General features: G+C 31.7%; 29 protein-coding genes. 14 read left to right on the forward strand and 15 right to left on the reverse strand.

Annotated features, from left to right (window positions below; genetic code table 11):
* Positions 1 to 30 precede the first annotated feature (30 nt).
* Complete coding sequence (locus P2G10_RS08645) at positions 31 to 1,377, reverse strand: tetratricopeptide repeat protein (RefSeq protein WP_275316125.1); 1,347 nt, start codon at positions 1,375 to 1,377, stop codon at positions 31 to 33.
* A gap of 232 nt (positions 1,378 to 1,609) precedes the next feature.
* Here P2G10_RS08645 and P2G10_RS08650 point away from each other — a divergent pair, with 232 nt between their 5' ends.
* Positions 1,610 to 1,951 carry a DUF2853 family protein gene (locus P2G10_RS08650; protein WP_218772885.1) on the forward strand — a complete coding sequence of 114 codons (342 nt, stop codon included), beginning with the start codon at positions 1,610 to 1,612 and terminating at the stop codon, positions 1,949 to 1,951.
* An 86-nt stretch (positions 1,952 to 2,037) separates the two neighbouring features.
* On the forward strand, positions 2,038 to 3,462 hold the full coding sequence (locus P2G10_RS08655; RefSeq protein ID WP_275316126.1) for an L-serine ammonia-lyase: 1,425 nt from the start codon (positions 2,038 to 2,040) through the stop codon (positions 3,460 to 3,462).
* A gap of 1 nt (position 3,463) precedes the next feature.
* On the opposite strand, the gene P2G10_RS08660 is transcribed toward P2G10_RS08655, so the two are convergent.
* The 3 genes from P2G10_RS08660 to P2G10_RS08670 all read right to left on the reverse strand — a co-directional run bounded on the left by P2G10_RS08660 (position 3,464) and on the right by P2G10_RS08670 (position 5,747).
* Positions 3,464 to 4,108 carry a SanA/YdcF family protein gene (locus tag P2G10_RS08660; protein ID WP_275316128.1) on the reverse strand — a complete coding sequence of 215 codons (645 nt, stop codon included), beginning with the start codon at positions 4,106 to 4,108 and terminating at the stop codon, positions 3,464 to 3,466.
* 1 nt (position 4,109) lies between these two features.
* Positions 4,110 to 4,868 carry a peroxide stress protein YaaA gene (yaaA, locus tag P2G10_RS08665; protein WP_275316130.1) on the reverse strand — a complete coding sequence of 253 codons (759 nt, stop codon included), beginning with the start codon at positions 4,866 to 4,868 and terminating at the stop codon, positions 4,110 to 4,112.
* A 99-nt stretch (positions 4,869 to 4,967) separates the two neighbouring features.
* The gene (locus P2G10_RS08670; protein WP_275316131.1) at positions 4,968 to 5,747 is read right to left on the reverse strand and encodes an MBL fold metallo-hydrolase; all 780 of its coding nucleotides are present in this window, start codon (positions 5,745 to 5,747) and stop codon (positions 4,968 to 4,970) included.
* Between the two features lie 78 nt (positions 5,748 to 5,825).
* Here P2G10_RS08670 and P2G10_RS08675 point away from each other — a divergent pair, with 78 nt between their 5' ends.
* The 4 genes from P2G10_RS08675 (at position 5,826) to P2G10_RS08690 (ending at position 8,919) form a co-directional block, all read left to right on the forward strand.
* Complete coding sequence (locus P2G10_RS08675; protein WP_218772890.1) at positions 5,826 to 7,268, forward strand: TonB-dependent receptor; 1,443 nt, start codon at positions 5,826 to 5,828, stop codon at positions 7,266 to 7,268.
* A gap of 62 nt (positions 7,269 to 7,330) precedes the next feature.
* Positions 7,331 to 7,876, forward strand: coding sequence for an RNA polymerase sigma factor (locus P2G10_RS08680; protein ID WP_275316132.1), 546 nt, complete (start codon positions 7,331 to 7,333; stop codon positions 7,874 to 7,876).
* 33 nt (positions 7,877 to 7,909) lie between these two features.
* A complete protein-coding gene (locus P2G10_RS08685) occupies positions 7,910 to 8,443 on the forward strand; it encodes a hypothetical protein (protein ID WP_275316133.1) in 534 nt (177 codons plus the stop codon).
* A 2-nt stretch (positions 8,444 to 8,445) separates the two neighbouring features.
* Positions 8,446 to 8,919, forward strand: a complete 474-nt coding sequence (locus tag P2G10_RS08690) for a sensor of ECF-type sigma factor (RefSeq protein WP_275316134.1) — start codon at positions 8,446 to 8,448, stop codon at positions 8,917 to 8,919.
* Between the two features lie 14 nt (positions 8,920 to 8,933).
* On the opposite strand, the gene P2G10_RS08695 is transcribed toward P2G10_RS08690, so the two are convergent.
* The 5 genes from P2G10_RS08695 to kdsB form a co-directional block, all read right to left on the reverse strand.
* On the reverse strand, positions 8,934 to 9,131 hold the full coding sequence (locus P2G10_RS08695; RefSeq protein ID WP_218772894.1) for a hypothetical protein: 198 nt from the start codon (positions 9,129 to 9,131) through the stop codon (positions 8,934 to 8,936).
* Positions 9,132 to 9,268: 137 nt separating this feature from the next.
* Positions 9,269 to 9,535 carry a hypothetical protein gene (locus P2G10_RS08700; protein ID WP_218772895.1) on the reverse strand — a complete coding sequence of 89 codons (267 nt, stop codon included), beginning with the start codon at positions 9,533 to 9,535 and terminating at the stop codon, positions 9,269 to 9,271.
* A gap of 21 nt (positions 9,536 to 9,556) precedes the next feature.
* Positions 9,557 to 10,183, reverse strand: coding sequence for a CatA-like O-acetyltransferase (locus P2G10_RS08705; RefSeq protein WP_275316136.1), 627 nt, complete (start codon positions 10,181 to 10,183; stop codon positions 9,557 to 9,559).
* Positions 10,184 to 10,870, reverse strand: a complete 687-nt coding sequence (locus P2G10_RS08710; protein WP_275316138.1) for an HAD family hydrolase — start codon at positions 10,868 to 10,870, stop codon at positions 10,184 to 10,186. It lies immediately after the preceding gene.
* Positions 10,863 to 11,597 carry a 3-deoxy-manno-octulosonate cytidylyltransferase gene (gene kdsB / locus P2G10_RS08715; protein ID WP_275316139.1) on the reverse strand — a complete coding sequence of 245 codons (735 nt, stop codon included), beginning with the start codon at positions 11,595 to 11,597 and terminating at the stop codon, positions 10,863 to 10,865. Before kdsB ends, P2G10_RS08710 begins: the two co-directional genes overlap by 8 nt.
* 360 nt (positions 11,598 to 11,957) lie before the next feature.
* Between kdsB and P2G10_RS08720 the strand changes: the two genes are divergently transcribed.
* Together P2G10_RS08720 and P2G10_RS08725 are read left to right on the forward strand one after the other, a co-directional pair.
* The gene (locus tag P2G10_RS08720) at positions 11,958 to 12,089 is read left to right on the forward strand and encodes a hypothetical protein (RefSeq protein WP_275316140.1); all 132 of its coding nucleotides are present in this window, start codon (positions 11,958 to 11,960) and stop codon (positions 12,087 to 12,089) included.
* On the forward strand, positions 12,076 to 12,426 hold the full coding sequence (locus P2G10_RS08725) for a hypothetical protein (RefSeq protein WP_218772898.1): 351 nt from the start codon (positions 12,076 to 12,078) through the stop codon (positions 12,424 to 12,426). The genes P2G10_RS08720 and P2G10_RS08725 overlap by 14 nt, the downstream gene beginning before the upstream one ends.
* 43 nt (positions 12,427 to 12,469) lie before the next feature.
* Here the strand turns inward: P2G10_RS08725 and P2G10_RS08730 are convergent, their stop codons facing one another.
* The 3 genes from P2G10_RS08730 to idi are packed head-to-tail and all read right to left on the reverse strand — an operon-like array spanning position 12,470 to position 14,368.
* Positions 12,470 to 13,441, reverse strand: a complete 972-nt coding sequence (locus P2G10_RS08730; protein ID WP_275316141.1) for a type I phosphomannose isomerase catalytic subunit — start codon at positions 13,439 to 13,441, stop codon at positions 12,470 to 12,472.
* 2 nt (positions 13,442 to 13,443) lie between these two features.
* Positions 13,444 to 13,857: a 6-pyruvoyl trahydropterin synthase family protein gene (locus P2G10_RS08735; protein WP_218772900.1), complete on the reverse strand. Its 414-nt coding sequence runs from the start codon at positions 13,855 to 13,857 to the stop codon at positions 13,444 to 13,446.
* Positions 13,850 to 14,368, reverse strand: a complete 519-nt coding sequence (idi, locus tag P2G10_RS08740) for an isopentenyl-diphosphate Delta-isomerase (protein WP_275316142.1) — start codon at positions 14,366 to 14,368, stop codon at positions 13,850 to 13,852. The genes P2G10_RS08735 and idi overlap by 8 nt, the downstream gene beginning before the upstream one ends.
* A 107-nt stretch (positions 14,369 to 14,475) precedes the next feature.
* Between idi and P2G10_RS08745 the strand changes: the two genes are divergently transcribed.
* From P2G10_RS08745 to P2G10_RS08770, 6 genes are all read left to right on the forward strand, one after another.
* Positions 14,476 to 16,065, forward strand: a complete 1,590-nt coding sequence (locus tag P2G10_RS08745) for a peptide chain release factor 3 (protein ID WP_275316143.1) — start codon at positions 14,476 to 14,478, stop codon at positions 16,063 to 16,065.
* Between the two features lie 237 nt (positions 16,066 to 16,302).
* Entirely contained in the window at positions 16,303 to 17,724 is a 1,422-nt protein-coding gene (locus P2G10_RS08750; RefSeq protein WP_275316144.1) for a hypothetical protein, read from the forward strand.
* A 125-nt stretch (positions 17,725 to 17,849) separates the two neighbouring features.
* Entirely contained in the window at positions 17,850 to 18,779 is a 930-nt protein-coding gene (locus tag P2G10_RS08755; RefSeq protein ID WP_275316145.1) for a peptidylprolyl isomerase, read from the forward strand.
* 181 nt (positions 18,780 to 18,960) lie between these two features.
* Positions 18,961 to 19,560, forward strand: coding sequence for an energy transducer TonB (locus P2G10_RS08760; RefSeq protein ID WP_275316147.1), 600 nt, complete (start codon positions 18,961 to 18,963; stop codon positions 19,558 to 19,560).
* Positions 19,561 to 19,661: 101 nt separating this feature from the next.
* Positions 19,662 to 20,297, forward strand: coding sequence for an energy transducer TonB (locus tag P2G10_RS08765; protein WP_275316148.1), 636 nt, complete (start codon positions 19,662 to 19,664; stop codon positions 20,295 to 20,297).
* A gap of 310 nt (positions 20,298 to 20,607) precedes the next feature.
* Positions 20,608 to 21,726, forward strand: coding sequence for an energy transducer TonB (locus P2G10_RS08770; protein WP_275316149.1), 1,119 nt, complete (start codon positions 20,608 to 20,610; stop codon positions 21,724 to 21,726).
* Between the two features lie 510 nt (positions 21,727 to 22,236).
* Here P2G10_RS08770 and P2G10_RS08775 read toward each other — a convergent pair.
* The 3 genes from P2G10_RS08775 to P2G10_RS08785 form a co-directional block, all read right to left on the reverse strand.
* On the reverse strand, positions 22,237 to 24,387 hold the full coding sequence (locus tag P2G10_RS08775; protein WP_275316150.1) for an OmpA family protein: 2,151 nt from the start codon (positions 24,385 to 24,387) through the stop codon (positions 22,237 to 22,239).
* A gap of 13 nt (positions 24,388 to 24,400) precedes the next feature.
* Positions 24,401 to 25,324: a PorP/SprF family type IX secretion system membrane protein gene (locus tag P2G10_RS08780; protein WP_275316151.1), complete on the reverse strand. Its 924-nt coding sequence runs from the start codon at positions 25,322 to 25,324 to the stop codon at positions 24,401 to 24,403.
* A gap of 46 nt (positions 25,325 to 25,370) precedes the next feature.
* The coding region (locus P2G10_RS08785) for a T9SS type B sorting domain-containing protein (RefSeq protein ID WP_275316153.1) at positions 25,371 to 25,768 on the reverse strand (398 nt) is incomplete at its 5' end.

Raw genomic sequence — 25,768 nt, forward strand, 5'->3', positions numbered from 1 at the left:
TTAAAATAAATATATTTTAAGGGTTTTTATTTATTTAATAGCCTTCTTATAACTCAATAAAATTTTTTGGATCTGTTTATTCTCATAAACTGAAGGATATAATTCTTTAATAATAGAATGGTGTTTATAATCAATTGCTAATGCATTTTTTAAGTGCGTTAAACTGTACCCCTCTTTATCAAGAATCATAAATAAACCACACAATCGATATTCTACCTCAGCAGCTTCTTTGTATATTTTTTTAGCTTTGATTACTATTTTTAAACCATCTTCAAAATCTCCTAAAAACAATAATATATCCGCTAATGCAGTGTAAACATCTAAACCCTGCTCCCCTAACTCAATACTCGTGTAAAAAGATTTTACAGCCTCTTCGTAAAAATTAAGCTTTAAGTTGATATCTCCTGACCTTTTCCAATACAGCTCATTTATCTCATCAATTTCTATTGCCTTATTTACGTAATACAACGCTTTTTGGAAGTTACCGTCATTGTAATAAGCATTTGCTAACAACATCCATGCTTTATCTAGCAAGGGATCTTCATGCACTGCTTTTTTATAAAAGTGAATGGCAGTATGCATGTTTTCTAATTTCTCATAACATTTCCCTATTCTGATGTAAGCAAAAGCGGTAGGATCATCTAACTCTAACGTAATTAAATAATTATTTATAGCCTCTTCATAGTTATTTAGCTCTTCTAAGGTTTTTGCTTTTTCTAAATACCCACCAATAAAACTCTCATCAATTAGCACGGAATAATCAAAAGAAGTCAGCGCTTCTTTATGCATTCCTAATTCAGCATATTGTTTCCCTAATTGATGCCAAGCAATCTCGCAATACGGGTTTTTATCTACATATTTTTTTAAAAACTGTATAGCTTCTACATGTTTATCTTGCATATCAAAACAGTATACAATATTGTATAGCGATGAATAATCTTCATAATCATCTTCCACACATTTCTCGAAATTTAACCGTGCATTTTCAAAATCATCTAAATACAAGTATTCCATTCCTAGCATCGACCATATATCAGCTGGATCTTCGATAAAATCTAAAGATTCTTTCAATACAACGATAGCCTCAACATGTTTCTTCTTTTTAGATAAAATCAATGCTTTTTGTATAAAAACCTCATCATTATAAGGTTCAACAGCTTCTATAGCACGAAGCATTTTAGTAGCCTCTTCTAATTCGTTTTCGAAAATTAGAATTTCTACTTTCATTAATTTCAACTGAATAGAAGTAGGATGTTGCTCCAACCCAAGTTGCACAGCTTTTTTTGCCAAAGAATGTTTGGCTATGTTTAAATAATGTTCGATGATTGTTTCAAACTCAACCGCGTCAAAAAAGTATACATCGTTGGTTTTCAACATAGATTCAAATTTCAATATCGACATAAGCTACATATTTGAATGTATATAAATGTACTACAAGAACAGTACCTATTTACGTTTAGCTGATTTTGTTTTCAACAATTTAATTAACAATGCTATCTTGTTTTTAGTTATTGAATTTTCTTATTTGAAAGAATCAAATATTTTTTCTATATTTGGGAGTATTAAAGTTTTACAACAAAACTTGCACCTAATTATAAACAAAAAAATCATGAGTAAATTTGACGAAAAAGTAGCATTGTATAAAAAATTTATGGATGATAGAAATCTTCCTTGTAATCTTGATTTATTAAAAGCGGTAACCAAAGGCTTAGGACCTTCAATTTATAAAAAAGATGCCGAAACGGTATCTGGTACTGATGCGAAAGAATTAGAAACAGTTAAGAAAAACTTCTTAATGAAAAAACTAGGTTTAGCTGATAGCCCTGAATTAGACAAGGCTATTGACGAGGTTGTAGAAAAAATAGGAAGATCTGAAAGAAATAAATACCGCGCTGTAGTTTACTATATGTTAGCTCAAAAATTTGGCAAAGAGTCTGTTTACGGAATGTAAAAACACATTTTTCATAAAAAAAAGTCCTGTATTGATTTAAATACAGGACTTTTTCTATTTTAGCCATCAACAAACAAACTATATTTATGTCGCAGTTTATTAGTGTTTTTGACATGTTAAAAATTGGCGTTGGCCCTTCTAGCTCACATACTTTAGGCCCATGGAGAGCTGCCCAAGAATGGATTGAAAAATTAAAAAAAACACATTTATTTACTACTATTGATGGTGTTAAAATAGATTTATACGGCTCTTTATCTTTAACAGGAAAAGGTCATGCAACCGATTTAGCTATTTTATTAGGCTTAAGCGGTACAGATCCTGAGTATATACCTGTTGAAAACATAGAAACGATTATTGATCAAATAAAAGAAACGAAGACTTTACACTTTAATGCAGAAAAGCACCTTGTTTTTTCTATAGAAAACATCGTTTTTAATAAAGATTTTTTACCGTTTCACTCTAACGGACTAACCTTCAAAGCTTTTTCTAAAGGTAAAGAAATTTCTAGTGAAACCTATTATTCAATCGGAGGAGGTTTTGTTATTCAGGAAGAAGTAGAGGTTCCTTTAGATACCGAAATCAACAAGAAAAATTTTCCGTTCCCAATAAATCGAGCAACCGAATTAGAAGCGTATTGTGACAGGGAGCAAAAAAACATTTCTGACATCGTATATCAGAATGAGTTAGTCTTAAGATCTTCTGCTGAAATTGACGCTGAACTAAAACGCACCTGGGAGACGATGTTAGAATGCATGTACATTGGCTGCCATACTGAAGGTATTTTACCTGGCGGATTAAATGTAAAGCGAAGAGCATTTGGCACACATACAAAATTAATTAAAGACGCAGCATACACGAACCAACAAGAGTGGATTACTGCTATTAGAAGCACTGAAGTAAAATTTCGTGAAATCTTAAAATGGGTAAGTTGTTTGGCTTTATCAGTCAATGAAGTAAACGCTGCATTAGGTAGGGTTGTAACTGCACCTACAAACGGAAGTGCAGGTGTTATTCCTGCTGTTTTAATGTATTATTTAGTGATTGAAAATCACGAAGCTGATTTTGAACATATTAAAAAATTCTTATTAGTAGCTGGCGAAATCGGAAGTATCTTTAAAAAGAACGCAACCATATCTGCAGCAATGGGTGGTTGTCAGGCAGAAATAGGCGTTTCATCAGCAATGGCTGCTGCTGCGCTAACAGAACTTTTAGGAGGAACACCAGGGCAATGTTTGGTTGCTGCCGAAATAGCTATGGAACATCATTTAGGTTTAACCTGCGACCCTATTGGTGGCTTGGTTCAAATACCTTGTATAGAACGCAATGCTATGGGAGCAATTAAGGCGATTAATGCTACTGAGTTGGCATTAGAAACAGACCCTAAAGAATCTTTAGTTCCTTTAGACAAAGTAATTGATACGATGTGGGAAACTGCAAAAGACATGCACCGTAATTATAAAGAAACCTCAGAAGGTGGCTTAGCAATTACTGTTGGGTTAGCTGCTTGTTAAGCTATTTTACTTCAATCGGTTTTCCTAAAAATTTAGGTTGCACATTTAGTACAATATCAACAAATACTTTAACCCGCGCTAAGTACTCTCTTAACTGTACTTTTAGTCCGTATTTACTAGAAACACCTTTGGCATTAAAACCTATTGCTTTAATGCCAAAGTAATTTGCTAAATAAATAGCCCTTTCATTATGGAATTGTTGCGATACGATGGTTACAGAAGTTTGGCCGAATATTTCTTTTACACGCACCACAGAATCTAACGTTCTAAAACCAGCATAATCTAAAAATATTTTATCCTCAGGAATCCCTGCTTTAATTAAGTCGTTTTTAAATCTAGACGGCTCATTGTATTCCTTTGTACCGTTATCTCCACTAACGATTATATATGCTATTTTACGTGACTTGTATAATTCTGCTGCCGCATCTATTCTGTACTTATAATACAAATTTACTTGTCCGCCTACTAAATATTTACTCGTCCCTAAAACCAAACCCACTTTGTTTACGGGTATTTCATTTACGCTTGTATATACTTTATCTGCTGCTTTTTTTTCCACTAAAAAATTGCATAAGTAAATAACAAGCAATACTAAAAAAGTTAGCACACCACATAATTTTATCAGCTTAATTATTACACTTCTCATTCTATCTTGTGAAAAATAATTCGTTTTTAGTAGACATTTCTTCAGAAAACCTATAATTATCAACATTAAAACCTTTTAAAGCCTCTATTGTTTTTACATCATTTTCAATAATATAGCGCACCATTAAACCACGTGCTTTTTTAGCATAGGTCATAATCGTTTTATACTCTCCGTTTTTAAGATCTTTAAAAACAGGCGTTATCATGGGTGCTTTTAAGACTTTTTTGGGCAAAGCTTTAAAATACTCTGTACTTGCTAAGTTAATTAACAGTTCATTCTCTTCTAATTCGGCATTTAAAGAATCTGCCAAATCAGTATTCCAAAATTGATATAAATTTTCTGTTCTACCTACTTTTAATTTAGTCCCCATTTCTAAACGATACGGCTGAATTAAATCTAACGGTCTTAACAATCCGTATAAACCAGATAAAATTCGAAGTCTGTCTTGTAAAATTGGTAATTTATCTTCAGAAAGTGTTGTTACCTCAATACCTCTAAAAACTTCACCCGTAAAAGAATAAATAGCCTGTTTAGAATTTTCCATCTCAAACGGAGTTTCCCAATCTTGATTTCTATCATAATTTAAACTTGCCAAATCATCAGAAATCTTCATTAAATCACTCAGTTTTTTTCGTGAAAGTGTTTTTAATTTGTTGTTTAGTTTTTTTGACTGCTCTAAAAATCGTGGTTGTGTATATAGGTCGGTATTCGCTTTGGTTTCAAAATCTAAAGACTTTGCCGGAGATATAATTATTTTCATTCAACTAGTATTTTATGTAAAAGTAAGGAGCTCTTTTAAAATTGCTACTTAATTACAGTAATTTAAATCAATCACAGTATCAAAATATATAATACTCTTTTAAATTGTTAATCCGTCATACGCTAAAAACACATTTTCAGGCAGTTCTTTTTCCACCTCTTCATGCAAACCAAGCAATTCGCTAATATGCGTTAAATAGGCTTTCTTCGGATTTAATTCTGCTATAAAAGCCAAAGCTTCCTCTAAATTAAAATGAGTCGCATGAGGTTCTTTACGAAGCCCTGTTACAATCAACACCTCTAAATTCGCTAATTTCTTTTTTTCTACTTCGGATATTGTTTTAATATCTGTAAGATACGCAATATCATTAAAGCGATACCCTAAAATAGGCAATCGCCCGTGCAATAGTTCAACTGGCGTCACTTTCACATCCTCTAAAAAAAAGCTTTCGTGATGCGAAATAATATTCGGAGCTACTTTTGGTGCACTCGGATACCTATTTTCAGTGGCAAAAATATAATCGTATCTCTTTTTAAGCACCGCTAAAACCCTTTCTGATGTGTAAATAGGCACTGCTCCCATTTGAAAACAATACGGTCTTATTTCGTCTAAACCAGCAATATGATCGGCATGCTCGTGGGTAAATAAAATTCCGTTTATCGACTCCACATTTTCACGTATCATTTGCTGGCGAAAATCAGGTCCGCAGTCAATCACATACTTTATAGTATCCCAAGAAACTATAATTGAAGAACGCAATCGACTGTCTTTATAGTCTTTAGATAAGGCTACAGGATGCTTACTTGTAATCATTGGAACGCCTGTAGAAGTTCCTGTACCTAAAAAAGTTACTTTTAATTGCTTTTTTTTATCTCTCATTACCACAAAAATACAATAAAAATTATCTGATAAGTCCTATTTTCAGTACATTTGTTATCCGTAACAAAAAACAATAAAATGGCAATTACGCTTAAAGGAGATCAAAAAATAAGCACGGTACCAACCACTGACAGCAAAGCTTTAAAAATCAATTTAAATGCCCATATTTATGGAACATTTGCTGAGATTGGCGCTGGTCAAGAAACCGTTCGTAATTTTTTTAGAGCTGGTGGTGCTTCAGGTACAATTGCAAAGGCAATGAGTGCTTATGACAAAGATTTTTCTGATGCCATTTATGGTGTAGAAAATGACAATCGTTATGTTACAGAAAAACGATTAAAAAAGATGTTAAGACATGAAATGGACTTAATTGAAGAACGTCTTGACCGTCAGAAGCATCCTGAAAAATTATTTTTTAGTTACGCAAATACCGTTGCTACCATTAACTTTTCTAAAAAGTTTAAAGGTCATGGTTGGGTTGGTATTCGTTTTCAATTAGATCCGCTTGAAGACTACAACGAAATCATCTTACACCTTCGTTTTAAAGAAACTGATGCCCGCCAACAACAAGAAACTTTAGGAGTTTTAGGGGTAAACTTAGTGTACGGAGCCTACTATTTAAATGACAGTCCGAAAGAATTATTAAAATCTTTTTATGACAACATTGATAGCGATCGTTTAGAAATTGACATGGTTAATTTCTCTGGACCCCGTTTTATGTATGTTGACAATCGTTTAATGAGTTTACAGTTAGTTAAAAACGGCATGACAAACGCCGTTATGTTTGGCCCTGACGGAAACAACTTACTACCTGCTCAAGTACTTTATAAAAAGAATATTTTAGCGCTTCGCGGGAGCTATCGCCCTGTTACGAAAGTAAATATGGATATGTTTGAACGTTCGAAAGAATTGTTTTTAGCAGAAAAAAAGGTAAACCCAGAAAAAACACAAATTATTTTTGAAATCACCTTAAGCAACTTAAGAGCTGAAGGAGAAATTAATGAACGAGATTTCTTAGATAGAGCAGAGTTACTATGTGCTTTGGGACAAAACGTAATGATAACCAACTATCAAGAATACTTTAGACTCGTTGATTACTTTAGTGAGTTTACGAAAGAAAGAATGGGATTAGCCATGGGCGTTAATAATCTTATTCAAATTTTTGATGAAAAATATTACCGTGATTTAAGTGGTGGTATTTTAGAAGCCTTTGGTAAACTTTTCTACCGAGATTTAAAAGTATACATGTATCCTTATAAAGATGAAGACACTGATGAATTTATTACCAGTGACAATTTAAAGGTACACCCAAGAATGAAAGAACTATACAAGTTCTTTAAAAATAATGGTAGACTTATTGATATTAAAGATATTGACGAGGAAAGCTTACATATTTTCTCTCGAAAGGTATTAAGAATGATCAAAGAAAATGAAGAAGGATGGGAAAAAATGTTACCAGCAGGAGTTTCAGAAACCATCAAAGAAAAACGTTTATTTGGTTGCTCTAGAAAGCGCTCGTAAATAATTTAATTTTCTTTTAAACCTTTTACTATTTTTAAAGTCTAACTGCTAAACAACTTTAGTTGACAGACGAACTTACACTTATTGCAGCGCTTCAGAATTCTAAAACAAAAGAAGTAGCCTTTAAACAATTGCTATCGCTTTATAAAGAGCGGTTGTATTGGCATATACGAAAGATTGTTGTTTCTCATGATGATGCTGATGACGTTTTACAAAATACGTTTATCAAAATTTTTAAAAATATTGATACCTTTAAAAACGACAGTAAGCTTTACTCTTGGATGTACAGAATCGCTACCAACGAATCTATAACCTTTCTTACTAAAAGAGCTAAAGAGAAAAATGTTGACATTACTGATTACCAACAACAATTAGTTTCTACTTTAGATAGCGACCATTGGTTTACTGGAGATGAAATTCAACTTATATTACAAAAAGCAATTGCTACTTTACCTCAAAAACAACAACTCGTTTTTAATATGAAATATTTTGATGAGATGAAGTACACACAGATTTCTGAAATACTAGAAACTTCTGTTGGAGCCTTAAAAGCATCCTATCACATTGCTGCAAAAAAAATAGCACACTTTATTAAGAACCACAATTAAACCTTTTACAAAAAACACAGTCTTAGAAGAGAGATGGATAAAGATTTAAAACATAGTATAGATTTTATAAATAATAAGGCAGGCAAGAAAACTGGGTTTTCATTGCCTGAAAATTATTTTGAAGAAATGGAGGAGGCTTTCTTTTCTTCAGAAACTACTGTCGTTATATCTAAAGAAAACACTTTTAAAACTCCTGCCAATTATTTTGATACCGTTGAAGAGAATATTTTAACAAAGCTTAAAGCAGCACCTAAAGAAGTAAAAGTTATTTCTTTGTACAAAAGAGTACTCGACTTTATTCCTGTTGCAGCAGCAGCCTCTGTTTTATTATTTATCGGTTTACATTACATTACGACTAGCAACAAAGATAGTTTTAACACTATAACACAAGCAGATATCGCATCTTGGTATGAAAATGGATATGGAGATACCGATACTAATGAATTGGCGATTACTTTAGAATCTTCTGATTTTGAAGACAATATTTTACCATCAATGGATGCCGAACATTTAGAAGATTACCTAAACACCATTGATAACTCTACTCTTATAAATGAAATTCAATAAAAATGAAAAAACAACTATTAACCTTAGTATTTGTATTCTTCTTAAGTATTTTGTCTAGTCAAGCACAGTCAAAAAAAGGAAGTACTGAAAAAATACGCACGTATAAAATTGCCTACTTAACAGAAAAATTAAATTTAACAGTGGCTGAGGCTCAAAAATTTTGGCCTATTTACAATCAGTACGACAAAAAGAAAATGGTGCTTCATAGAGAAAAGCGTTTTAATATTAAAAAGAGAATCCTTAAAAACGGAGGAATTGAAAATTTATCTGAAAAAGATTCTAAAGAAATTTTAGAAAAATTTCAATTTATAAATAAACAGGAGTATGAATTAAAAGCATCTTTTCACACAAAGGTTTCAAAGATATTATCATTTAAAAAAATACTTACACTACAAATCTCAGAACACGAGTTTAACCGCAAACTCATGCAAAAATACAGAGGAAAAAAAAATAAGAATAAAAAAGAAGCTGAGTAGCTTCTTTTTTATTCTTATTTTTTTACTAAAGCCAAACAAACATATAAATCAGGTCTATTTGCCGTAAATTGTTTTAACCAAATTGTTAGCTCCTCTACTTCATAAGGTAATAATCTGTTTAAAGCCTTTTCTAACTCTTTGCAAAATAAATCCGTATTAAAACTAACTTTCTTTAATACCGTCTTAGTGTATTCGTACATTGCTCTTGCCATGTTGCTTAAGGGGGAATTTGATGTTAATATTACTGAACGTAATTTACGAAAAAAAACCCTTGACACATGTTAAATTTTTGCAAAAAAAATCCGACACTTCATAAGTAGTCGGATTTAAACATCTAACTTACAGACAACTATAAGTTATTTACCTTTTCAATTAAAGCGTTTGCTTTTACTTCTAATTCAGTACTTATTGCTTTAAAATGTGCTTTTTTATCTTCAACTTTCTTAGCGTTTATCTTTGCTATTAAACCATCATAAGTTTCAAAAACCTCATCAACAATCGCTTCTGATTTTTCTTGATCTACCTCTGGGTTTAATTGTGCAGATAATCTACAGATATCAATAATATCTCCTAAAGTATAATCGATATCTTTTTTTAAGTTTTTAATACTTGCCATAATTATTATTTTTTTGCAAAATTAATCGATTTTATCTAATTCAGCCTGAAATTTATCAAAAAATTGTCCTACGTGATATCCGTCTACTAAAGCATGGTTTACATTTACTGCTACAGGCATCTTTTTCTTATTATTTTCTAATTTTATTTTTCCGAAAGCAACTTGCGGAACACTATCATTTTTGTTACCCGAACTTGGTTCTTTATGACTGGTAAAGGAAACCCAAGGTACAGCCGAACAATGTATGCAGCCTAAGGAATATTTTTCAGGAAACAAATCGGATGAATTTATAATACGTTCTTTTTCTTTTTGAAAATTTACGCTAAACACTTCAAAATCACCTGAAAAATCTATGTATGAAAATCCGAAAGTATGATCGGGTCTTGCTATGGTTGCCGATGCATTTATTACCGCATAAATGGCAATTTTATCCCCTTCTATTCTATATTTAAAGTTTTCAACAGCATTAATAGCCTTCATACATGCATGTAAATAGCGCACAAAAAACGATTGATTTCTTTCTTTTGCGGTTTCATAACACTTAGAAACATCTACATCTGCTACCATACCGAATGTTGGATCTGCTAAAGTTCTAAAGTGCTTAAAATGCTGCTTTCTATTCCACTTTTCAATATCTAAATACTTCATTTATAAAAAAGTTAATACTTCTGTAATTTTAGCAACTGTTTTATAACTATCTGACTTTTGTTCATTACTTACCTCTTCGTGTGCCCAAGTAGTATGAAAAGGAACATGCACTGCAGCAGCTCCTAATGCCACCAAGGGTAAAACATCTGATTTTAATGAATTCCCAATCATTAATAATTCCGACGGATTGATATCTAAATGCTTTATCAACTTTACATACTCTTTTTCCTTTTTATCGCTCATCACCTCTGTATGGTGAAAGTATTTTAAAATTCCTGATTTTTCTAGTTTCCGTTCCTGATCTAACAAATCTCCTTTAGTGGCTACAATTAACTTATACTTACCTTGTAATTTTTGCAACACCTCTTCTACTCCATCTAATAAATCGATGGGTTGCTCGAGCATTTCTTTACCAATCTCTAGAATTTTATCGATGGTTTTTGGATTGATTTTATAGTTTGATAATTCCAACGCACATTCTACCATCGAAAGCACAAAACCTTTTACACCATACCCATAAATTTTCAGATTATCGATTTCTTTTTTATACAATTCTTGATGAATCTTATTTTCAGTTTCATAACCAGACAACAACTTTGCAAACTCATTCTCAGCCTCTCTAAAATAAGTTTCGTTTACCCACAAAGTATCATCCGCATCAAAGGCAATTACTTTTATATTATTCATTTGCTAATTGTTTAATTGCTTTTTCTAAATCTTCAGGCGTATCAATACCAATACTTTCTACTGAAGTTTCTATCATTTTTATTTTTTTACCAACTTCCAAATACCGTATACATTCTATTTTCTCTGCCGCTTCTATTGGTGTCATTGGTGTATGATAAAAATCTATCAATGCTTTTTTTCTAAAGGCATATACCCCTTTGTGTTTATAGTAGCTAACTTTTAGTTCTGTGGCTCTATGAAAAGGAATAACACTTCTTGAAAAATAAATAGCAAAATCATTTACGTCGGTAATTACTTTTACATTATTCGGGTTATTGACATCTTCTAAATCTGTCATCGCTACTTTTAAGGATGCTAGATCTATTTCTTCTTTTTTATCCTCTTTAAAAGCTTGAATTAATTTTGATAAAGAAACTGTATCAATAAAAGGCTCATCTCCTTGCACATTCACAACAATATCAACCTCTAAGCCTTCTACGGCCTCTGCAATTCTATCCGAACCACATTCGTGCTCTTTAGTGCTCATTAGTACTTTCCCTTCAATACTTTCTATTGCCTTAAAAATAACCTGAGAATCGGTAACAACATACACTTCATCAAATAAATTAGCTTTAACAGCCGCTTCGTAAGTTCTTACGATTACAGGTTTGCCTCCTAAATTTTTCATTAATTTACCTGGGAAACGAGACGCACTATAACGCGCAGGGATCATTGCTATTATTTTCATAAAAAATATTTATTTATACACTTCAAAGATACATATTTATACAACTTCCTACCTTTTACTTGCAGTGGCTTCTTAATTATTTAACATTAATATTTCCTTTTTTTTATTGTTTTGTAAAAACTTTTGCTACTTTTGACTCTTATGAAAGTACTTTTAAACACATATCGCTTTATTTTAAACACTATCAATATGATTATGTGTATTACCTGCATGCGCAAACAATATGTGTTTATAAAAAAAAGTACTTTAGAGAACAACTTTAAACAACGGTTTTAAAAACCGACATTTAATACAAACTACAAAAGGTGCTTTTTTTATAAAAAGCACCTTTTTTTATTTACTAAAATTAAAACTTTAATTATGATCAAAACAGTAAAAAACGCCCTACGAATTAACATGTATGCAGCTAAGAGAATGAATTCTACTAAAAACATTTTTTTCAGAAAATCGAATTTCCCACCAATAAACTCATCACATCATGCAAACTTATAAACTACCTAAAGATCACAATTTTCAATTTACTGTTAACAAAAAACAAGTTAACAAAAACAAAACACTAAAAACCTCAATTTTATACCATAAAATTGAAGCTACCGTAACTTCATCTCTTAACCTACATCAACCTGCATCCAGCATCAGTTTTAAAAGTATCGAATTTGACTTTATAAAAAATGCTTTTCTAAATGATAAACTTATTATTCATAATTATATTAAAAAACTGAGTGACTCCGAGGTTATCTTACACATTACAGTATCTAAAAAAGCGGAAAAAGAGCGCAATATTATCTGCAAGGCTGTATTTGGTTACAACTTTTTAAATGGCTCTTAAATTTGAGATTGGTTACAGACTCAACGTAAATTTTGAGTCTGTTTTACTTTATATACACCTCTAAAAGCTTCGTGTTTTCGGTTAAAACATTTACTCTTTTAACACAAGCAGGCACTAAAATAGTTTCTCCTATTTGTAATCTTTCTTGTTGTTTATCATATTCGAAAATAGCTATTCCTTCTACACACATGTATATTACAAAGCTGTCTTTATCTTCATGATTTACGGTGTAGTTTTTTGTTAAATGTAAAAAATTTGTTGTAAAATATTTACAATCTACAATATTTGAAGGTTTATTTTTTTTCTTAAGATACTCTGCCTTATAATTCGATTTTGCTGAATAATCTATAGCATCTAAAGCCAAATCTAAATGCAACTCTCGCTGTTTTCCATTAGCATCTTTTCTATTCCAGTCAGAGATACGATACGTAACGTCGGATGTTTCTTGAATTTCAGCTAATAAAACACCTTTACCGATTGCATGTACTCTACCTGCAGGCACTAGAAAGGTATCCCCTTTTTTTACAAAATCAACATTTAGTAAAGCTGTTTCATTGCCTGCTTCTATCGTTTTTACAAAAGAATTCTTATCCGCTTCCTCCGAAAAGCCCACTATAATTTTTGCCTTTTTATCTGCATTAACCACATACCACATTTCGGTTTTACCTAAGGAGTTATGTCTTTTTTGCGCTAAAATATCGTTAGGATGTACTTGTAAACTTAATTTTCGCTTGGCATCTATAAACTTGATAAGTAACGGAAATTTATCTTGAAAGATATGATACACTTTATCTCCCAAAACGTCTTGCTTAAATTCCGATATCAATTCATTTAAACTTCTTCCTTTAAGACCTCCGTTGCTAACTATAGAAACATCATTTTCTACATCAGAAATTTCCCAACTTTCACCAATATCTTTACTATTTGTTTTTTTATTGAGTAGTGTATGTAATTTTTCTCCCCCCCAAATTTTGGATTTTAAAATAGGTTCGAATCGCAATAATTGACTTATCATAATTAGTTACCGCTATAGGTTACAAAGTTTCTTGGGGTTTCATATAACGTTATTTCTAAGTCTAATTTTTCAGGAATACTTACACGTAATTTGTTAAATATTACCACTGATATATTTTCGGCTGTAGGAATCAAATCTTTAAATTCCGCCACTTCTACATTCAAATTTTTGTGATCAAAAGCATCTTCTACTTCCCTCTTGATCAATTCTCGTAATAAACCTAAATCATACACATAGCCCGTGTCAGTATCTATTTCACCTGTTAGCGAAACAATTAACTCGTAATTATGACCGTGGTAATTAGGATTGCTACATTTCCCGAAAACTTCCAGATTTTTTTCATCAGACCATTTCGGATTACACAATCTATGCGCTGCATTAAAATGGGCTTTTCTATGTACGGTTACTCTAGGCATTTTTTAAGGCGTCGTAAGATTCTTTAAATATAATTTTAAACCAGGCAGTGTATATTTTTGGATTGCTTTCGATATCCTTTTTTACAGCTTCTAAGGTCATCCACTTATAAAACGCTACCTCTTCAGGGTTTATATTTGGCTCTCCGTTAAAATCACCAACCATTACATGATCAAATTCATGTTCTGTTAATCCGTTATCAAAAGGCGCTTTATAAATAAAAGAAAACACTTCTTTTAACTCACAAACAAACCCCATTTCTTCTTGCAACCTTCGTTTACCAGCCTCTAAATTCGTTTCCCCTTCTCTTTGATGTGAACAGCAAGTATTTGTCCATAATAACGGCGAATGGTATTTCTCAGCAGCACGTTGTTGCAACATCAATTCTTTCTTATCATTAAAAACAAAAACTGAAAAAGCTCTGTGTAACAATGCTTTTTCATGTGCTTCAATTTTCTCCATCAATCCAATTTGATTGTCTTGCTCGTCTACTAATATTACTTGTTCTTTCATCTATTTAATTTACGAAAAACAAACTTACAAAAATGATATCAGTTCAACAATTAAACCTTTGAACAGTTAAGCATTAAACCTTATCTTTGCAGCCTTAAAATTTATAGATGAGTTTTTTAAAAGAAATACAAAAACGACGTACGTTCGGAATTATATCACACCCTGATGCAGGTAAAACTACTTTAACTGAAAAGTTATTATTATTTGGTGGTGCTATTCAGGAAGCTGGAGCTGTTAAAAACAACAAAATAAAAAAGGGAGCCACTTCCGATTTTATGGAGATTGAGCGTCAACGTGGAATTTCGGTTGCTACTTCGGTTTTAGCTTTCATTTATAAAGACAAAAAAATAAACATTTTAGATACGCCTGGTCACAAAGATTTTGCGGAAGATACTTTTAGAACTCTAACAGCTGTAGACAGTGTTATTGTGGTAATTGATGTTGCCAAAGGTGTAGAGCCTCAAACCGAAAAATTAGTTGAAGTTTGTAGAATGCGTAAAATACCGATGTTAGTATTCATTAATAAATTAGACCGTGAAGGAAAAGATGCGTTTGATTTATTAGATGAAGTAGAGCAAAAACTTGGTTTACGTGTTACACCTATGAGTTTTCCTATTGGAATGGGGTATGATTTTAAAGGAATTTATAATATTTGGGAAAAGAAATTAAATCTTTTTTCGGGAGATAATAAAACAAAAATTACGGAAGGACCTCAGTTCGATGATCTTTCCAACCCTAAGTTAGACGAAATCATTGGAGAAACTGCTGCAGAAACTTTACGAGAAGAATCTGAATTGGTATTTGAAGTATATCCTGAATTTAATCAGCAAGAATATTTAGCGGGTGATTTACAACCTGTTTTCTTTGGTTCCGCTTTAAATAACTTTGGTGTAAAAGAATTGTTGGATGCTTTTATTGAAATAGCACCACAACCACAACCTAAAAAAGCTGAAGAACGTTTAGTAGATTCTAAAGAAGAAAAATTAACGGGCTTTGTTTTTAAGATTCATGCAAACATGGATCCTAAACACAGAGACAGACTTGCTTTTATAAAAATTGTTTCAGGAACTTTTAAAAGAAACTCTCCGTATTTACACGTTCGTAACGGTAAGAAGATGAAATTTTCGAGTCCAAATGCCTTTTTCGCAGAGAAGAAACAAATTGTAGACGAATCTTTTCCTGGTGATATTGTTGGTGTACATGACACCGGTAACTTTAAAATTGGTGATACCTTAACCGAAGGAGAAGCATTAAACTTTAAAGGAATTCCGAGTTTCTCTCCAGAGCATTTCCGTTATGTAAACAATGCCGACCCTATGAAGTCTAAACAACTCTACAAAGGTTTAGATCAATTAATGGATGAAGGTGTTGCGCAATTATTTACAATGGATATGAACGGACGTAGAATTGTTGGTACTGTAGGTGCCCTACAATACGAAGTAATTCAGTACCGTTTAGAACACGAATATGGTGCAAAATGTACGTATGAAAACATTTCTGTACATAAAGCTTGCTGGGTACAACCAGAAGATCCAAAAAATGATGAATTTAAAGAGTTTAAACGTGTTAAACAGCGCTATTTAGCAAAAGACAAACAAGGTAAGTTGGTCTTTTTAGCAGACTCTGCTTTTACAATACAAATGACACAAAGTAAATACCCAACCGTAAAATTACATTTTACTAGTGAGTTTGAATAAGTAATAATTGATTTTAAGCATTTATTTAACATGAATAATAAAAATTACAACATCATTACGAGGAACGATGCAATCTTCTTAGTTAGTAAGAGATTACTTCACTATGTTCGTAATGACGTGTTTTTATCCTTTATCTTTTGTCTTTTATTTTTCACCTTGTTTAGTCAAGAAAACCTCTCAACTTTAAAAGGCAAAGAACTACACACTAAAGTCCGTTTAAATTTTATTCCTGTTCAAATGCCTACAGATGCATTTCCTAACTTAAAACCAACTATGGGGTTGGCGGGTTTACATTATCAAATTCCGATTAACGATTGGTTGTATGGTGGTGCCGGATTTCATTTTGCGGTTACTGGAGACCAAGGAGGTTTATTTACTTTAGGTGCCGAAATTGGCGTAAACAAACAAGTATATAAAAATTTATATGTAGATGCTAACTTCCATTTTGGTGGTGGTGGTGGATACAGAAACTTAGTAAACGATGGCGGATTTATAAATCCGAATATAGGATTACAATACAAAAAAAACAACTATTCGGTTGGTGTACAATACAGTCACTTAAATTTTTTATCAGGCGAAATAAAAAGCAATTCGGTTTCGGTTTTTGTTGAAATTCCGAGTGTATTGCGTTTTACAGATTATGATAAAGCCCATCAAAAATTTGTTGCGACCAATCTTTCTTCGGATGATTTTTGGAGCAAACCAGTAATAAAAAACGCACAACAAGTCCGCTTTGATTTCTTTAAACCATTCGGAAATTCTAAGAAAGACAATGGAGATGTTTTAGATGAGTCATTATATGTAATCGGATTTGAATATCAGAAATACCTATCAGAAAACACCTTTTTATTCGCACATACCGATGCTATATACAAAGGTTTGCGTGCTGGATTTATGGATTTATTTTTTGGTGCTGGTTACCATCCTTATCAATCGAAATACATTAATCTTTTCACCAAACTAGGTATTGGTGCTGCTGGTGGTCGTGTGGCTCCTGAAGGCGGTTTAATGATTTATCCCTCTGCCGGAATCGATTTAAAACTATCAAACAAATTAGCCATCAGTGGTCACGGAGGTTATTATCGTGCAATCGCTGGTGATTTAGAAGCTTATACTGTAGGATTTGGTTTTAAATACTTCGGATTAAATGGCGGAACAACATCCGAAGGAAAAAAATACAACAATTTTTACACACAAGGATTGCGCGTTGAAATTCAGAATCAATCGTATTTTGATGTTGCAAAAACCGATGATGTATTTGATGCGGCGGTCATCGATTTACAATTGATTGGTTTAAAAGTCAATTTCGACCTTAACAAATGGTTGTATATAGCTGGTGAAGCAAGTTTTGCTTATGACGGACGCTCTGGTGGTTATGCACATGGATTGGTTGGAGGTGGAATATACTCGCCACGTTTTTTGAATACTAAAGCCCGTGGTTTTGTCGAATTTATGGCAGGAGCCGGTGGTGGTGCAGGTGTAGATACAGACGAAGGAATTATTGTGCGTCCTACCTTAGGTTTAAGTTATGATATTACAAATGGCGTTGCAATTATAGCTTCAGCAGGAAAATATTATTCGCCTTTTGGGAATGTAAAATCGACGAATATGAATATTGGTGTAAGTTTTAATCTATCAACTTTATCCGTAAAAAATTAATTATATAGTATGCTTGCGCTAGGGATTGAAGTGGCATCCTTTTATGAAGAATGTATAAAAGATATAACGTAAAGCCCGCTCGAGCGCCCAAATAAATTAAAGTTTAATTAGTAAATAATAGTAGAATGAATAACGGAATTTACGCAAAGTTCACAACGCCAAAAGGCGATATTTTAGTGAATTTAGAATACGAAAAAACACCTGGAACTGTAGGTAACTTTGTTGCTTTAGCAGAAGGAAATTTAGAAAACGAAGCTAAACCACAAGGAACTCCATATTACAATGGCTTAAAGTTTCACCGTGTGATTTCTGATTTCATGATACAAGGTGGTTGTCCACAAGGTACTGGAACAGGAAACCCTGGTTATAAATTTGATGATGAATTTCATCCTGATTTAAAGCATGACGCTCCTGGTAAATTATCAATGGCAAATGCAGGACCTGGAACAAACGGTTCTCAGTTTTTCATTACACATACAGCAACGCCTCATTTAGATGGTAATCATACTGTTTTTGGAAGCGTTGTAGAAGGACAAGATGTTGTAGATGCTATTCAGCAAAACGACACGATGGATGTTGAAATTATTCGTGTAGGTGAAGCTGCTGAAAAATTTAACGCTGTTGAAGCTTTTAGATCTTTTGAAGGATCTCGTGAAAAACGTGAAGCAGAAGAAAAAGCGAAACAGCAAGAGTTATTAGACACTGTTGCTAAGGGTTATGACGAGACTCCGTCTGGATTACGTTATAAAATTTTACAAAACGGAGACGGGAAGCAAGCTACGAAAGGCGCTACTGTTTCTGTTCATTACAAAGGGCAATTATTAGACGGTACTGTATTTGATTCTTCTTATAAGCGCAAACAACCAATCGATTTTGCTATTGGTATGGGACAAGTTATTGCAGGTTGGGATGAAGGAATTCAGTTATTAAAAGTTGGAGACAAAGCCAGGTTTGTAATTCCGTCTAACTTAGCTTATGGTTCAGCTGGTGCTGGAGGGGTAATTCCGCCAAACGCTACTTTAATTTTTGATGTGGAATTAATGCATGTAAAATAATTTTCACATTTATATTGAATATATTGTAAAACTCCCTATTGATAAAATAGGGAGTTTTTATTTACACTAAATTAACATCCTTAACAATTAAGATTATATTAATTAAAATACATATTACACTTACATAAACTCACTATAGTATTAATGTTTCATATTTACGTTGTAATTAAAAAACATTAAAATGAAAAATATACTTCCCCTTATAGCGCTATCCATTTTTAACCTAATTAACAGTTATGGTCAAGCTGAAGTATGTAAAAAACCTGCTGAAGATACTTTTGAAGATTTGAATGTAATTTCCGTTAAAAAATGTGATGTTACCGACAAAAATGATTCAAGAAAAATAATTAAAACAAAAACAATAAGAAAAAGAGTTCGAAACATTAGGGTTAGCAAAAACCATTCTGACACAAAAAACTTATCTAGAGAGGTTTTATTTACTCTAGTTCAAGAAATTCCTATGTTTGACTCTTGTAATAAATCTACCCGAAAAAATAATGTTAAATGTTTTAAAAGAAAAATTAAAAAGCATTTTTCAAAAAACTTTTATGCCGAAAAATTTAACAATGAAGTTATCAATGACAAGATATTTATTAAATTTAGTATTGACTTATATGGAAATGTCGTTAATACTCAAATAAAGAGCAAAAAACAACACAAAGAACTTCACCATGAGATAAATCGCATCTTACAAAAGCTACCCTCATTTACTCCAGGAAAAGAGAAAGGGTTACCAGTAATAGTAATATACTCGTTTACCTTTAACTTAACCTTAAGTTAACATAATTAAGCACTTAAAAACATTATATTTACCAGCTTATTAACTACCCCTTAATTACCCATACTATGAGATTCCCCTTCAGCATAGTTATAGCACTTTTTATGTCTGCTATAGCTATTTCACAAGAAAAATGTGAAACACCTAACGAAGAAATCGCAGATCTTAATGCTATAAGCATTACAAAATGCTCTATTGACGACGTACAAAAAGCACTAGAATCTGATGATGACAAACAAGTTTCTGTAAGAAGACACGTTAGAAAATCTAAAAATAGTGTTTCAATAGCTGCCAATAATAAAATTGAGAAAATTAAAAACAACAATGCTTTGGTTGAAAAACTAACCATTAAAAAAGATGTTGTTTCTTCTTTAAAAAGAATTCCGTTTCATTTAGTAGAACAAATACCTTTGTTTACTAAATGTAAGAATTCTCCCTTACTTGCACAAGCCAAGTGTTTTGAAAAACAAATGATTAAGCATGTTGTTCAAAACTTTAGTTATCCTGAAGCTGCAAAAGCTAAAAATATAGAAGGAAGAGTAATGGTGCAATTTACTATTGACAAAGCTGGTAAAGTGGTAAATATTAAAAAAAGAGGACCCAAAGGAGGTGAGCTACTGGAAGAAGAAGCTGTACGATTAATCAAAAAATTACCAAATTTTATACCTGGTAAACATCTTGGGAATTTAGTCAATGTAAAATATGCTTTGCCAATAACTTTTAAAACACCAAAAAAATAATTAAAAATTAAATAGTATTGTAAAAATAATTCCCGCTAATCTATAGATTAGCGGGAATTATTTTTTTACTAAAACAGCATAATTTAATTATAAAAACAACTATTTTAAAGGAATATTTAGAATAACACAAAATTCTAAAATACTCTTAAAAAAAGTAAATTATTCTTGCAAAAAGAATAACCTTTTAATTATAAACCCTTTAGGTAAAAAAAATAGTTTAAATTATTTTCTTTAATAAATTATTTTTTCTTACTTTTACAACTCAAACTTGTTAACAAATTTTGTTAACCCCTTAAAATAGAGTGCGATTATGAAGAAATTCCCCTTACTCGTAACAGCAATGCTTTTTTCTTTAGCAACTGTTGCTCAACAAGAAGTATGTGCTACTACAGATGAAACTATAGCGGATCCTAATAGTATCACAAAATGTGCTATTGAAGAAACACAGGATGGTGAAAAAAAGCAACTTTCTATTGAGGTTTCTACAAGGAGACGTGTTGTGCGTAAAAAGAATGAAGCTGTTTCTGCTATTGGAGGAGCTGGCACTTCGCAAAAAGTAGCTAACATAAAGAAAAACACTTTATTGGTTGGTAAACTTGAATTAGAAGATAATTCAGAGACTATTGAAAGAATTCCTTTTAATCTTGTAGAAGAAATTCCTTTATTTTCTAAATGTAATAATGTGCCTTTAATGAAACAAGCTAAATGTTTTGAGACTCAAATGTCAAAACATATAATGAAAAACTTTAAATATCCACAAGATGCATTTGATGCAGGTATTCAAGGTCGAGTTTTAGTACAATTTACAATTGATGAGCAAGGTAATGTTGCTGCTATTCAAATGAGAGGTCCACAAAATGGTGAATCTTTAGAAAAAGAAGCTAGTAGAATCGTTAACAAACTTCCTACATTTATACCAGGAAAACACAATGGAAGAAATGTAAAAGTTAAATATGGTATTCCTATTACGTTTAAGCACCCTAACCCTGCTGCTATTAAAGTGCAAGCGCCAAAAAGAGTTGCTACTAAACGTGTATCAAATACTAGCAAAGAAAAATTAATTACTGACTATATTAAATTTGATAAAGTACAAACTATACCTCTATTTAAAGCTTGTGTAAAGGTTGAAGATACACAAAAAGAAAATTGTTTTAATGAAAGAATGGTTAGCCATATTCAAAGAAACTTTAATTATCCTGCAGCAGCAGCCGATCAGAACATAGAAGGTAAAGTTTGGGTTCGTTTTATTATTGGTAAGGAAGGTAAAGTAAGTAATATAAAAATGAGAGGCCCTGAAGGAGGAGAATTATTAGAACAAGAAGCAAAAAGAATGGTTACTAAATTAGCTACTTTTGTACCTGGTAAACAGGATGGTAAATTGGCGAATGTTGAATACTACATTCCAATTAACTTTGCTTTACAAGATTAATAAATTAAATATCATATAACACCTATATTTACAGGTATTACATATATTAAGCCTGAACAATAATGTATATTGTTCAGGCTTATTTTTTTGTAGGAATTTCATTTCGAAAAAACACTTTAAAACTTCTAAACATATCTTCTAACTACTATTTATATTAATGGCAACAGTGTATATAAACTTTATGTAGCAACACTAAAAGCCCTCTTTATTTAGTTTTATATCATTTATCAACTCTCTATGTCATTACTTACATAAGGCTATATAAAAACAGAAATCCTTTATATAGTATGTTTATTATCTTATAATATGTTAAAACTAATAGCTATTAACAACTCACATTACTTATTTTCTATACTTGTTATCACGTATTGTTTTTAATACTTATGTTACTACTATTTATTAGTAAGTGAAATTCGCGTTTACAATGTAATTATGCTGTAATTCATTATAACATAAAAAAACTCCCATTACAGGAGTTTTTATAGGGAAAAATTAAAAGGGGTATTGCTATTAATTTTTATACTCTATTTTAAAATCTTTTTTATCTTTCGCGCAGTCCTCTTCTCTACCTATAAGGCATTTTTTGGGACCTGAGGTATTCTTCCCTTTCTTTTTAAAATTCTTCTTTAAGAAAAGTAAAAAATTGTTCTTTTTTGTGATTCTTTTTTTAACAGCAATTTTTTCTGCAATTTGTCTTTCTCTAATTTTATCAGTACCCTTTACTATATAAAAATATGAACGTCTATTTTTTTGATGTTCTTCCTCTGTACATTTATTTTTATTAGCATCATTACACTTATTTAGTAGCTGATCTTCTCCAAAACCTATAGCACTAATTACTCTTTCTTTTTTGATACCTCTAGAGACTATATACTCTTTTGTTGACTTAGCCCTTCTATCAGACAACTTTCTATTGTAATCTCTTGGTCCTCTACTATCTGTATGAGATTCGATTTTAATACTCACCTCTGGATGGTTAGACATTACCATTACAATACTTTCTAATTCATATTGAGCATCTTCTCTTATAAATGATTTACCATAATCGAAATATATAGGATTAATAACAATTTGGTTTCCTATAATTAATGGAATCAATTCTAAATTAATTTGATTAATATTATCTTTAATGATGGTAACTCTTTTTTTATCTTTTGATCTATGATCTAATTTAGAAGCAAAAACAGTATAGGTATTATCGCATAAAACGTCTTCAAAAACATACGCACCATTACTATTCGAAAATGCTTCTTTTATAACCTTCCCTTGGTTATCTACTAACTTAATTAAAGCGCCATCTACAGGCATTTTATTAATATTATCTGTTACTATTCCCTCTATTGATTTTGCACAAACAAGAGGATCTGTATACATATAAAAACTATACATATCATCATCCCCTTTACCTCCAATTCTATTTGATGAGAAAAAACCTTTTTTTCCCTTTTCATCTATATAAAAAGAAAAATCATCTCTTTTACTATTAAATGGATGCCCTAAATTTTCAGCTATTGAATAAAGTGAGTCATTTTTGATTTTAGATTGAAAGATATCTAAAAGCCCTAAACCTAAATGTCCGTTTGAAGAAAAATACAAGGTATTATCCTCTCCTATAAAAGGGAACATTTCTTTATCAGAAGTATTGATGTTTTCGCCTAAATTAACTGGAGTTCCGTACTGATCATTTCCTAGTATTGCTACCTTATAAATATCTGTCGCTCCATAACCACCAGGCATGGTAGATACGAAGTATAATGTTTTTTCATCAGCACTCAGAGCTGGGTGCCCTACAGAAAACTCTTCTCCATTAAATGGCAACTCTTTTACATTAATCCAATATCCATTTACAAAACTTGCTTTATAAATTTTTAAATTAGAGGTATTCTTTTTGTCTCTTCTCGCCTTTTTCCCATTTACATTATTACGCGTAAAATAAATAGTTTTACCATCCTTGGTAAAAACTGGTGTTGATTCGTGAAATTCTGAGGTAATTGGAACCTCTATTAAACGAGGGTTTGCCAATGTTAACACCGTATCTTTTTCGTTTTCTTCAAGAGATTTAATTTCTTCGGTTGCTTTATAAATATTTAAAAAAGGCTGGTTATTCCATTTATATATACGTTCATTTTTTCCTCCTTTCGGAACGGCTGACGTATAATATGCTTTTCCGTTTAATAAGAAACCGCCAAAATCAGAAAACTCAGTGTTAATAGCCAAGTTTCTAACTCCGATTCGAATATCTTCATTCGCATAATCTAATAAGTAGTTTTCTTTTCTTAACTCTTCTTTTCTATTATTTTTTTCTGAAGACGTTAATGTTAAAAATATTGAATCTGATTCTTTATATTTTCCGTTGCTACGAAGTACTTGAGCATATTTAAACAAATGTTTATCCTCTAGTTTTTCTTTATATATAAATACCAATTTTTTATACCAAACTTCAGCTTGTTTAGTTTCTGCATTATTATAATAAGATTCTGCCAAACGACTTAAAACATGTTTTGATGTATCCCCTTTCTTCTCTACTAAAGCTTTATACAACTCAGCTGACTGCACATACGAAAACTCATTGAAGTACCTATCAGCTACTTTTTTATTTTGCCCAAAATTTCTTGCAGCTATTAATAATATGATTATTAATAAAAAACTTCTTAAATTCATATAATCTATTTTTTTAAAAGAATCTAGGGGATCTAAACGTTGTGTTTCTTAGTAATTCATACTGTAACATAATTTCATGAGTACCTGAATTTGTTACGTTATAATTAGAGGTAGTTAAATCATATGAATATCCAATAAGTAATTCTTCTGAAACCTGAAAACCTAAAAGTGCACTTAAAGAATCGTTCCATCTCCAGCCTAACCCAATTCTAAATTTTTCATTAAACAATAAATTAGCTGAAACATCTAAAGATAATGGAGCTCCTGATACTGCTTTTAATAAAGCTGCTGGTTTAAGTTTTAAATCTTCATTTATATCATAAACATACCCCGCTATTAAAAAGAAATGCATTCTTTCTACCGCTGATTCTCCTACTGGGTTTTCTGCGTCATAATGTTCTTTTCTTAAAATATTAGGTACTGATAAGCCCACATACCATTCAGGTTCATAATAATAAATACCCGCACCTATTGTTGGCAAAAACTTATTTATATTTTCTTCTAGAATCTGTTCATTTTGATTTACTTTACCTTTACTCCAATCAATATTTAGTAATCTTCCTCCCAGTCGCAATCCAAAAGCTAAATTACCATCTTCACCAGTTTCAATGGTATATGATAGATTGGCATCTAAATAAATTTCTTTCGAAGGTCCTATTTCATCATTCATTAAATTAACCCCTAAACCTAAACCTGAATACCCTATTGGAGTATGATAACTTAAATTTTGAGTGTTTGGAGCGCCATCAAATCCAACCCATTGAGTTCTACCTATTGCAGTTATAACACCATGCCCTTTAGAACCTGCATACGCGGGGTTTACACTCATAGTATTGTGCATATACTGCGTATACTGAGGATCCTGTTGTGCATGCAGCTTTGCAACCATACACAGGCCGTATACGCACACCAAGATTATATTTAAAAATAATTTCATATCCTATAGAATTTTATTTCAATTTTTCTTTTTATAAAAGTATTGATTATCTGCTGATATAAATCCATCCTTTTTTATGTTTCATTCCTTTCCCTAAATCTAATATATAAAAATAAGTTCCTACAGGCAATTTATCGTCTGCATTTACATTTAAACGCCCTTCAGAAATTCCGTTAAATACTTTATCTCTATTATTGTATCCTTTTACTTTATATACTGTATTACCCCATCTATTAAAAACCTCAAAAGTATTAGTTGGAAAATTTTCTATACAATCAATAATTAAATAATCGTTTTTACCATCTCCATTTGGTGTAATTTCATTATACACTACGATACAAGTATCATCAACTCCTAAAACAATTCCATCATCATCATCCCCAAATCCGTCTAATCCATCTTCACTATCTGGAATACCATCACCGTCGGTATCTGTTCCACTAT

The organism is Tenacibaculum bernardetii, assembly GCF_029125915.1.
GTDB classification, from domain to species: Bacteria; Bacteroidota; Bacteroidia; order Flavobacteriales; family Flavobacteriaceae; genus Polaribacter; species Polaribacter bernardetii.